The organism is Serratia sp. 506_PEND (genome assembly GCF_001076875.1).
GTDB classification, from domain to species: domain Bacteria; phylum Pseudomonadota; class Gammaproteobacteria; order Enterobacterales; family Enterobacteriaceae; genus Serratia; species Serratia marcescens.
This window is the reverse complement of sequence record NZ_JVEL01000435.1, coordinates 1-9,961: the sequence shown is the minus strand read 5'-3', so window position 1 is coordinate 9,961 and position 9,961 is coordinate 1. Positions and strand designations below refer to the sequence as shown.

The 9,961-nt window shown below is 59.5% G+C and carries 9 protein-coding genes and 1 pseudogene; 3 read left to right on the top strand and 7 right to left on the bottom strand.

Features of this window, described 5'->3' with window-relative positions:
• The 3 genes from ADK28_RS16535 to ADK28_RS16525 all read left to right on the top strand — a co-directional run.
• Positions 1-655: lipoate--protein ligase (locus ADK28_RS16535; RefSeq protein WP_048796129.1), on the top strand; the 655-nt coding region annotated here is incomplete at its 5' end.
• A gap of 514 nt (positions 656-1,169) precedes the next feature.
• Positions 1,170-1,901 carry an EAL domain-containing protein gene (locus tag ADK28_RS16530; protein ID WP_048323176.1) on the top strand — a complete coding sequence of 244 codons (732 nt, stop codon included), beginning with the start codon at positions 1,170-1,172 and terminating at the stop codon, positions 1,899-1,901.
• 256 nt (positions 1,902-2,157) lie between these two features.
• Complete coding sequence (locus ADK28_RS16525; protein WP_048796128.1) at positions 2,158-3,600, top strand: protein adenylyltransferase SelO; 1,443 nt, start codon at positions 2,158-2,160, stop codon at positions 3,598-3,600.
• Positions 3,601-3,633: 33 nt separating this feature from the next.
• Here the strand turns inward: ADK28_RS16525 and ADK28_RS16520 are convergent, their stop codons facing one another.
• The 7 genes and pseudogenes from ADK28_RS16520 to ADK28_RS33435 all read right to left on the bottom strand — a co-directional run.
• The gene (locus ADK28_RS16520) at positions 3,634-4,419 is read right to left on the bottom strand and encodes a heme ABC transporter ATP-binding protein (protein ID WP_016927949.1); all 786 of its coding nucleotides are present in this window, start codon (positions 4,417-4,419) and stop codon (positions 3,634-3,636) included.
• Positions 4,412-5,398 carry a FecCD family ABC transporter permease gene (locus ADK28_RS16515; protein ID WP_048796127.1) on the bottom strand — a complete coding sequence of 329 codons (987 nt, stop codon included), beginning with the start codon at positions 5,396-5,398 and terminating at the stop codon, positions 4,412-4,414. Before ADK28_RS16515 ends, ADK28_RS16520 begins: the two co-directional genes overlap by 8 nt.
• Complete coding sequence (locus ADK28_RS16510; RefSeq protein ID WP_048796126.1) at positions 5,398-6,228, bottom strand: heme/hemin ABC transporter substrate-binding protein; 831 nt, start codon at positions 6,226-6,228, stop codon at positions 5,398-5,400. Before ADK28_RS16510 ends, ADK28_RS16515 begins: the two co-directional genes overlap by 1 nt.
• On the bottom strand, positions 6,225-7,262 hold the full coding sequence (locus tag ADK28_RS16505; protein ID WP_048796125.1) for a hemin-degrading factor: 1,038 nt from the start codon (positions 7,260-7,262) through the stop codon (positions 6,225-6,227). Before ADK28_RS16505 ends, ADK28_RS16510 begins: the two co-directional genes overlap by 4 nt.
• Before the next feature lie 66 nt (positions 7,263-7,328).
• Positions 7,329-9,401 carry a TonB-dependent hemoglobin/transferrin/lactoferrin family receptor gene (locus tag ADK28_RS16500; protein ID WP_048796124.1) on the bottom strand — a complete coding sequence of 691 codons (2,073 nt, stop codon included), beginning with the start codon at positions 9,399-9,401 and terminating at the stop codon, positions 7,329-7,331.
• Positions 9,402-9,495: 94 nt separating this feature from the next.
• On the bottom strand, positions 9,496-9,678 hold the full coding sequence (gene hemP, locus ADK28_RS16495; protein ID WP_048796123.1) for a hemin uptake protein HemP: 183 nt from the start codon (positions 9,676-9,678) through the stop codon (positions 9,496-9,498).
• Positions 9,679-9,849: 171 nt separating this feature from the next.
• A pseudogene (locus ADK28_RS33435) lies at positions 9,850-9,961 on the bottom strand (glutathione peroxidase); the annotation flags it as partial.

Below are 9,961 nucleotides of genomic sequence, written 5' to 3'. Positions count from 1 at the left end.
CAACGATCTGGTGATGGAAACCGCCGACGGGCCGCGAAAAATATCCGGCTCGGCCTATCGAGAAACGCAGGATCGCGGTTTCCACCATGGCACGCTGCTGCTGAATGCCGATCTGGAACGGCTGGCGGACTACCTCAATCCGGATCCCAAAAAACTGCAGGCCAAGGGCATCACCTCGGTGCGTTCGCGCGTCGCCAATCTGGCGGAGTTTTTGCCGGGCATCAGCCATGAGCTGGTGTGTGAGGCGATCGTTCAGGCCTTCTTCGCCCACTATGGCGAGACGGCCGAGCCGGAGATCATTTCGCCGGATGTATTCCCCGAACTGCCCGATTTTGCCGCGCAGTTCGCCAAACAGAGCAGCTGGGAATGGAATTTTGGCAAGGCGCCGGCGTTCAGCCACTTGCTCAACGAGCGCTTTGTCTGGGGCGGCGTAGACCTGTTCTTCGATGTGGAGAAGGGGGCGATCGTTCGCGCGCAGGTATTCACCGACAGCCTGAATCCCGCCCCGCTGCAGCGGTTGGCGGAAATGCTGGTGGGTTGCGCGTATCGAAGCGAGCCCGTTGCCGCTTGCTGTGACCGACTGATGGCGGACTATCCTCAGCAGGCGGCCGAATTAGCCGAGCTGCGGCAATGGCTGAGCGAAACGATCCGCTAGCGCGCGCAGGCCAGGTGATGGAGGGATGAGCGTGCTCATCCCTTTTTTTATCGCTGAAATCGACGTTTTGCATGGCGGTAGCGCAGATTTTCTGAAAATCAAGGTGGGCATTTTTTTACGTTTTCAATGCCGCGAATAACGGGCGGAATTGATGCGTTATTAAATTTAATCAGTCGTCGTTAACGGCAGGAAAAATTGGCGTTAAGGAGGAAAGATTATTTTACTTTATTTAGGATTTTTCTTAAATAAAACAAAGGAGATAAGTCAAATTTAGCCATAAATCCATTCAACTTAAGTCAAATACCATTTCGCATAACGCGTTTGGCGCCCGCCATGGCATAAGTCGGGCTGCTTTTCTTTGCGCCTTTCACGATTGTCGTATAGCTTTAATCTATCAATTAAATGATATTTCATGGGTATTTACATTGATATTTCCGATTAATCCCAGAGGGATTGATCGATAAAATATATTGATATACGATGATACGCTAGCCATTCATCCTGTGGCATTAAAATGAACATCCAACTCGAAGCTGACTTTATTAGTAGCTATGTTTTTCAACCTGTTTACTCAATGGAGGGCGGGCTGTTGGCGGTGGAAATGTTGAGCCGTTTCAACAGTCTAGATGGTGATTTAGCCATGCCGGCCGAAATTGGGATTAATTTATTGGCGCCTGAACAAAGGATTGAGTTATTTAATGAGCAACTGAAACTTGCGGAGCAGCATGCGGCTTGGTTTACCGGTAACAACGTGCAGTTGACCATCAATATCGAAGAAACCATCGTTGAGCTTATTCTTTCCGATTCGGCGTTGTGCCAAAGGATCGGGCAATATCCTTTTATTGCATTTGAAATCAGTGAGAGTTTTCCGAATCTTTCGGCCGGCAAGAACAACCCGAGCGTGCGGCGATTAAGCGAAATGTTTACGCTGTGGCTTGATGATTTCGGTTCCGGTAAGGCCACGTTGACTGCGTTGTACGACGGTTTGTTTGACTACGTAAAGATAGACAAACGTTTTTACTGGCAGCTGTTTACCCATCAGGGGTATGACGTGGTCATTGACTCGTTGTTAAAGAATATCAACCTGTTATGTAAAGGCGTGATCGTCGGAGGAATAGAGAAAAAAGAGTATTTTAATAAACTCAGATACGCCGGTGTTTTAGGCCTGCAAGGTTTTTTATGGCCCAGCGTTGGTGTGGATAATCTGCAGGCTTTGCTGACGATGCCCAGCGAGTTCAATAATTAAGAAGTGATATAAAAAACTACACCCTATGAGGTCAATAATGCGCGGAGTGAGGTTACCGTGATCCCGCCGTCGTTATTCACCTCGTTTTGGGCTGATAACCGCGTTTGTCCGCCAGCGTTAAACCGCGTTCCCCCCGCCAGGCGGAAGCGCCAAACTCCCTGCATCCGTCCTGACGGCAGGCGGATGCGTTCTCCCTGCATTCCTTCGGTGTTAATCCGCCCGTTCACGCTCTACACTACGCTGAAACGGAGGGCCTATGCCGCAGTTCGATAACGCTTACTACCAACAGTTACCTGGTTTCTACACCGCTCTGAATCCAACGCCGCTTAAGGATGCGCGCCTGCTGTACCATAGCGAGCCGCTGGCGAGTGAACTGGGGCTGGATGAAAGCTGGTTTACTCAGGATAAAACCCCGATTTGGGCGGGAGAAACGCTGCTGCCGGGCATGCAGCCGCTGGCGCAGGTGTACAGTGGCCACCAGTTCGGCGTGTGGGCCGGGCAACTGGGGGATGGCCGCGGCATTTTGTTGGGCGAACAGCGCCTGGCGGACGGCAGCCACCGCGACTGGCACCTGAAGGGCGCCGGGCTGACGCCGTATTCGCGCATGGGTGATGGCCGCGCGGTGCTGCGTTCGGTGATCCGCGAGTTTCTGGCCTCTGAGGCGCTGCACCATCTGGGGATCCCCACCACCCGAGCGTTGACCATCGTCACCAGCCAACAACCGGTATATCGCGAGCAGCCGGAACGCGGCGCCATGCTGATGCGGGTGGCGGAAAGCCATGTGCGCTTCGGCCACTTCGAACACTTTTATTACCGTAAACAGCCGGAGCAAGTGCGGCAACTGGCGGATTTCGTCATCGCCCATCACTGGCCACAGCTGCAGGATCAGGCTGAGCGTTACCTGCTGTGGTTTACCGACGTGGTCGAACGCACGGCGCGTTTGATCGCCCATTGGCAAACCGTCGGTTTCGCCCACGGCGTGATGAACACCGACAATATGTCGATTCTCGGCATCACCATCGATTACGGCCCTTATGGCTTCCTGGACGACTACCAGCCCGGCTATATCTGCAACCACTCCGATCACCAGGGGCGTTACGCCTTCGACAATCAGCCGGCGGTGGCGCTGTGGAACCTGCATCGCCTGGCGCAAACCCTGTCTGGGTTGATGACCACCGAGCAGCTGCAGCAGGCGCTGGCGGCGTATGAGCCGGCGCTGATGCGCGCCTACGGTGAACAGATGCGCGCCAAACTCGGCTTCTTCACGCCGACGGCGCAGGATAATGACGTGCTCACCGGTTTGTTGAGCCTGATGGCGCAGGAAGGGCGGGACTATACCCGCACGTTCCGCTTGTTGAGTGAGACCGAACAGCAGCAGGCGCAGTCGCCGCTGCGCGACGAGTTTATCGACCGTGCGGCGTTCGACGCCTGGTATCAGCAGTATCGTCAGCGTTTGCAACAGGAACAGGTCAGCGATGCGGAACGGCAACGGGCGATGAAGGCGGTGAACCCGCGCCTGATCCTGCGCAACTATCTGGCGCAGCAGGCGATTGAGGACGCAGAGAAAGACGACGTGGGCCGTTTGCAGCGGTTGCATCAGGCTCTGCTGAGGCCGTTCGACGAGGCGCCGGAGTATGACGATCTCGCCGCGCTGCCGCCGGACTGGGGCAAACATCTGGAGATTTCCTGTTCCAGCTGAGATGAAAAAGGGCGCCTCATGGCGCCCTTGATGTTATTGACGTAGATAGACCTGCGGCAGCGACGCTTCGGGATGATGCACCACGCCGAGATCGGCCTGATACCAGCGGGTGAGAATGTCGGCCTGCAGCACTTCCTGCGGCGTGCCGCTCGCCACCAGGCGGCCCTGATGCAACAGCAGGATCCGATCGGCGTACAGCGCGGCCAGATTGAGATCGTGCAGCACGCAGCAGACGCCCAGCGGCTGTTGGCGCGTCAGCGAGCGCAGCAGGCGCAGGGTGTGCTGCTGGTGATACAGGTCCAGCGCCGAGGTCGGCTCGTCGAGGAACAGCCAGGCGGGGGACGGTTGCGGCTGCCACAGCTGCGCCAACACCCGCGCCAGCTGCACCCGTTGTTGTTCGCCGCCGGAAAGCTGACGGTAGTCGCGCTGCGCCAGCGCCAGGCAGTCGGTTTGTTCCATCACCTGTTGGAGCGCCTGATGCTCGTCGCGTTTGCCGTGCGGCGCTCGCCCCATGCTGACCACTTCTTCCACGCTGAAGGGAAACGCCAGATCGCTGTACTGGCGCATCACGGCCCGGACTTTGGCCAACTGCTGCGGCGCCCAGTGTTCCAGCGGGCGGTCGAGCAGCCGGCATTCGCCGCAGTCCGGCGTCAGATAGCCGGTCAGCAAGCGCAACAGCGTCGATTTTCCGGCGCCGTTAGGGCCGATAATCGCCACCATCTCACCGCTGGCGAGGCTGAGTGAAACGTCGTTGATCAGGCGGCGCGTACCGAGGCTGTAGCGCAGCTCTCGGGCCGTCAGGCAGGCGGCGTTATCCACCGGTTCGCTCCCGCTGGCGCATCACCAGCCACAAGAAGTAAGGACCGCCGATCAGGCTGGTCATCAACCCCACCGGCATTTCGGCCGGCGCCACCAGCGTGCGCGCCAGCGTATCGCTGACCAGCAACAGGCAGGCGCCGCCCAGCGCGGAGCAGGGCAGCAGCCAGCGGTGATCGCCGCCGAGACGCATGCGCACCAGATGGGGCACCACCAGACCGACGAANGCCACCGCCGCACCGATCAGCAGGGCGCTCAGCAACAGCAGCTGCAGCTTGGCGCGCTGGACGTTCACCCCGAGATAGTGGGCCTCTTCATCCCCCAACTGCAACAGGTTCAGCCGGCGCGCCTGCAGCAGCGTCAGCAGCGCCGTAGGCAGGATCAGCGAGGCCGAAACCGCCAGCGTCGGCCACTGCGACTGGCTGAGGCTGCCCATCATCCACAGCGAGAACTGGCGCAGCTGTTGATCGCTGCTGACGTAGGAGAGCACGCCGATGGCCGCCATGCACAGGGCGTTGATGGCGATGCCCGCCAGCAGCAGCCGCGACAGATTGCCGTGCCCGCTGCGGCTGATGCCGTAGATCAACAACGATACCAGCAGGCTGCCGAGGAACGCCGCCAGCATATGGCCGTACAGCGCGATCGTCACCGGCAACGCCAGCGGCATCACGATGAACAGCGCGACAAACAGCGCGCCGCCGCTGCTGATGCCCAGCAGGCTAGGATCCGCCAGCGGGTTGCGGAACAGCCCCTGCATCACGGCGCCGGATACCGCCAGCGCGCAGCCGATCACCACCGCCAGCAGCACGCGCGGCAGGCGGATGTTCAACCAGATGTGCCAGGCGGCGTCGCTGAAAGGTTCGCGCCACAGGGTGCGAAACGACAGCGTCAGCGCGCCCAGGTTGGCGGCGACCAGCGCCAGCAGCGTCAGCAGCACCAGCAGACCGATGATGGCCAACTGAGGCGAGGTGCGACAGCGCATTACTTTTGCTCCGCCGCGTGGCGCAGCTTGGCCAGCGCCGCCGGCGTTTCCAGACCGAAGCCCAGCAGCGCCATGTCATCGACGATCAGTACGCGGCGCTGCTTGCCTGCCGGCGTCAACGCCAGGCCCGGCAGCGTCCACAGCTGCTGTTCGCCGCCGAGGGTGCGTACGCCGTCGGTGGTGACCAGCAACAGATCCGGCGCGCTGGCGATGACGCCTTCCTGCGACAGCGGACGGTAGCGGTCAAAGCCCTGCATGGCGTTTTTCAGTCCGGCGGCGGCGATCACCGCGTCGGCGGCGGTGTGTTGCCCGGCGGCCATCGGCGTAATGCCGCCGTGGCTCATCACAAACAGCACCTTGACCGGCAGCGGAGAGGTGTCGACCGCCGCCAGCTGCTGTTGATAGCGCTCGCTCAGCTGTTTGCCTTGCTCAACGCGTTGCAACGCGGCGGCGATCACGGCGATTTTGTGCGGCACCGCCTGCAGGGTGGTGTCACCCGGCACGCTGACCACTTTGACGCCGCTGTCCGCCAGCTGTTTGAGCACCAGCGCCGGTTGCGCCAGCTCGGTCGTCAGCACCAGCGTCGGTTTGAGCGCCAAAATGCCTTCGGCATTCAGCTGGCGCATGTAGCCGACGTCCGGCAGCTTTTTCACCGCCTCCGGATGCAAACTGGTGCTGTCACGGGCGATCACGTCGTCGCCGGCGCCGAGCGCGAAGGCGATTTCCGTCACGTCGCCGCCGATCGAGACGATGCGCTGCGCCGCCGCCGCGGTGAGCGGCAGCGCCAGCGTCATCATCAGCGCCAGGCGGCGGATCAAGGAAGATTTCATGCGGCGATATCCTTGGCGGCGAGCGCGGCAACCTGCTCGCGCCACTGGGTTTGCTCCGGCTGGCCTTCGGTGCGTTGGCCATACAGCTGCGCGATCTGCGTGCCGTCGGCGGCGAACAGCTCCAGGCTGGTGACGATGCCGTCCTTGGTCGGTTTGCGGGTGATCCAGCTTTCGGCGATGGCGTCTTCGATCAGGTGCAGCGTGAAGCGGCGGTTGAACACGTTGATCCAGCCTTCCTGCGGCATCAAACGTTCGATCTGGCCGGTGAAGATCTGCACGCAGCCGCGGTTGCCGACGAAGATCATGATCTCGTTTTGCTGCTGCTGCGCCGCTTCCAGCAACTGCGACAGCGCGCTGTTGTCCACCTGATAGGCCAGATCGTCGCCGACGGCGCGGAAGGCCTGCTGGCGCGTGAGTTTATTGCGGCTCAGCAGCTGGAAAAACTGGTGAACGTCGGTCATCGCGCGCCATTCAGCGTCGATTTTGGCATGATCTTGCGTTGTTTCATCAACGGTGTTCGCCTCGACGGGCTGCAGCGTCATCGCCGGGTTTTCTTCGCTCAGATGGCGTTCCACCAGCGCCATCCAGGCCGGCAGATCGGTTTCCTCGGTGGTGTAGACCTTGTGCAGCGCATCGCCCTGTTGGTCGAAGAACTGGATGCTGTGGCGCACGCCGCGTTTGTTGGTTTCGCTCATGGCGAAAACGCTGGTCCAGTGGTTGAGGAACAGACGCAGATCCAGCTCGCGCGGGTTGAGGATCAGCCCGGCGTGGCCGTTGAGGTGCTGGTTGCGGTAGCGGCCCATCTGCTCATGCACCGCATAGCTGTTGCGAGTGATGGATTTGGTGACGCCCACTTGCTCAAGCTCGGTCAGCAGGGTGCGCGCGTCGGCCTGCAGGCGGCGGGCGTCGTGGCCGACGCGGGCGTGCGTCAGCTCCGCTTCGCTGACGCCAAGGATCGCCGCCAGATCGCGGGCGTATTTGCCGGGGTGATCGATTTTAGCCTGTTGGTAGCGTTCGTATAGGGTGTTGCTCATGCCGGATTCTCCTGCGCTGTAATGCGAACGGCGGACAATCGGGTTGTCCGCCAGATAGTCAAATGATTACCACTGGTAGCTGACCAGCAGTTTGGCGTTGCGGCCATCCTGCGGGATGCCCTGCGGCGAGTAATATTCTTTGTCGAAGGCGTTGCCCAACACCACGGTGGTGGTCATGCCCTGCAGACGGTCGCGGCCCTTGTAGCTCAGATAGAAGTCGTTGACGCCATAACCGGCTTGTTCGGCCGTGCCTGTCTCCACGCGCGTCGCGCGTTCGGCGAAGGTGGCGACCCAGCCGGCAGAAAGACCGGTTTCGCCCAGCGGCACGTCCAGCGAGCTGGTGACGGTGTCCGGATTGATGCTGCTTAGCCAGTCACCGGTCGCTTCATTTTTGCCACGGGTGCGGTTGTAAGCCAAATCCCAGCCGAACCAGGGGGTTTTATAGCTGAGCGTAGCGTCCCATCCCCAGATTTTGGCGCGATCGACATTGGTCGAGAAGGTGGTGCAACTGATGCAGTAAGGGCCGCGCGGACCGCGTCCCAGTTCCATCGTGACATCGGTGGTGATGTAGTCCTTGGCTTTGGTATCGAAATAGCTGGCTTTGAACTGCAGGCTATCATCGGCCAGCATCAAGTCATCGAAACGCAGACCAAACCCGTACTCTTGGGTCTCGTTGGTTTCCGGCTTCAAATTCGGGTTAGGCACCCAATAGTTGGTGATGGTGGTTGGTCCCATTGGAATTGAGAAGTGCTTGGAGTCGTTGTACATCTCACCCATCGTCGGCGCGCGGAACGCCTGAGAATAGGAGCCGAACAGCATCAGCCAGTCGGTAGGCGTAATGCTGACTGCGCCGCGAGAGGACCATTTGTCCGCATCCACATCGGCATAGCCGTCGCTTGAGCCCTTGTAATTGTCATAGCGGGTGCCGGCGAGCAGGGTGACGGGCAGATCGCGCAGCGTGATTTCGTCCTGCAGCCAGCCTGAAGCGAAATTGATTTTTGCGTGCGGGAAACTTTCGGTAGCGCCGCCCGGCGTTTGCTCCTGTTTGTAGGCCTCGGTACCGTAGGTCAGCAGATGTGAAGCGAAAGTATCCGCAAACAGGCGCGTGCGGTTTTCGAGTTTGGCGCCTTTCGTGGTTTGTTTACGCGCTTCATCCTCGCTGCCATTGGCGTGAGCGTTAATTTTCACGTCTGAATAATACACTTTCGCTTCCGCATCCAGCCAATCCTGGCCGATCGGCTTCAGTTTGTAACTCAATGCCGCGTCGCGTTGAATCGTCGAACGATCGGTCATTAAGTTTCCACTGGAGCTGGCTGGGGTTTGCGGGTTTTTCGGCTCCTGGGCGCTGTTGTTGTAGTAGCGCAGGTTGCCGCTTAGCGACTGGCTATCGTCGATCTTCCAGGTGCCTTTAGCCAGCACGTTGCTGATGGTTTCGTCGTTAGGCGCATCGAAGCCGTTGCCCTGACGAAGATCGCCGACGTCGCGGGTGCCGAACGACAGCAGGCCGTCGAAGTTATCGGTCTTGCCGTAGGCGCTGGCGCCCATGCCCAGGCTGTGGTCGCCGCTGCCGGCGGTGCCGTAGACGCGGAACCCGCTATCCTGGCCCGGCAGCAGCAGATCGGCGGCATCGACGGTCTCATAAGACACTACGCCACCCAACGCGCCGCTGCCGTACAGCAACGCGGAGGGGCCGCGCACGATTTCAATGCGTTTCACTAACGCAGGATCCAAAAAAGTGCCGTTAATATGGCCGGTATCGGTCCCCTGGCGGATGCCGTCAACTAACGTCAGCACGCCACGTCGGTCGTAACCGCGCATCATGAGATCCTGCCCATTGCTACGCCCGGAACCCGTGACGGTAATGCCCGGCACGCGGCGCAGCATATCGGCGGCGGTGCCTGCAGTTTGACTTTCCGGCGAGTTGCCTTCGATGACCGTGACCATCATCGGCGCTTCAAAGCTGCTGCGTTGGTTGCCGGTGGCGACCACGGTCATGGTCTCGTCGGCGTTTTTGGCCGCTGCCGCGTTGGAAGAAGTTGTTGTGCTGGTGTTTTGTGCCAAGGCCACCGTAGGCAGAGCGCAGGCAATCGCCAGACTCAACGCGGAAAAACGCAGCCGGGTGGAAAATGTCAGAGGCATGGTGCAACTCTCCGTATGTAATAAAACATATCAATAGATTTGCTGGCTGCCTGGATCCAACGATCGGGGTGGCTGGCGTTTGAGGGTTCTGTGGTTATTTGGTCAGGATCAATTTCCCGGCTTTGGTCTGCCGCAGCTGATAGCGCTGGCCCTGATGGGTAATGAACGCGATGCCGTCGGCGCCGAGCAGCTGTGCGCTGTCGTAGCTGGGCGGCGCGTTTGCGCTCTGCTCGGTCGGGGCCGCGGCGGCGGGGGTTGGCGTGTTGGCAGTATCCATCATCATTGTGCTTATAAAACAGATTATTAAATGGTAATTAATATCAAACTGAGAATCATTATCATGTGAAGGAAAGGTTACATCAAGGAAAATTTTCTTACCGATGGAACCTTTTTGTCGAACGGACATCCGGCGGCGGGCCGAGCACACTCGGCCCGTAAAAAAGGGGCGTTATTTCAGCAGGGTTTCGATGCGGTCAAACAGGCGTTCGGGCTTGGTGATCGGCGCAAAGCGCGTCACGCGCTGGCCGTCGGCGGTGAGCAGGAACTTGGTGAAATTCCAT

What these genes read in the sequence shown, in the direction of transcription:
- hemP (WP_048796123.1), bottom strand. Translation starts at nt 9,678, where the DNA reads ATGGATACTGCCAACACGCCAACCCCCGCCGCCGCGGCCCCGACCGAG.
- ADK28_RS16500 (WP_048796124.1), bottom strand. Translation starts at nt 9,401, where the DNA reads ATGCCTCTGACATTTTCCACCCGGCTGCGTTTTTCCGCGTTGAGTCTG.
- ADK28_RS16510 (WP_048796126.1), bottom strand. Translation starts at nt 6,228, where the DNA reads ATGAAATCTTCCTTGATCCGCCGCCTGGCGCTGATGATGACGCTGGCG.
- ADK28_RS16525 (WP_048796128.1), top strand. Translation starts at nt 2,158, where the DNA reads ATGCCGCAGTTCGATAACGCTTACTACCAACAGTTACCTGGTTTCTAC.
- ADK28_RS16530 (WP_048323176.1), top strand. Translation starts at nt 1,170, where the DNA reads ATGAACATCCAACTCGAAGCTGACTTTATTAGTAGCTATGTTTTTCAA.
- ADK28_RS16505 (WP_048796125.1), bottom strand. Translation starts at nt 7,262, where the DNA reads ATGAGCAACACCCTATACGAACGCTACCAACAGGCTAAAATCGATCAC.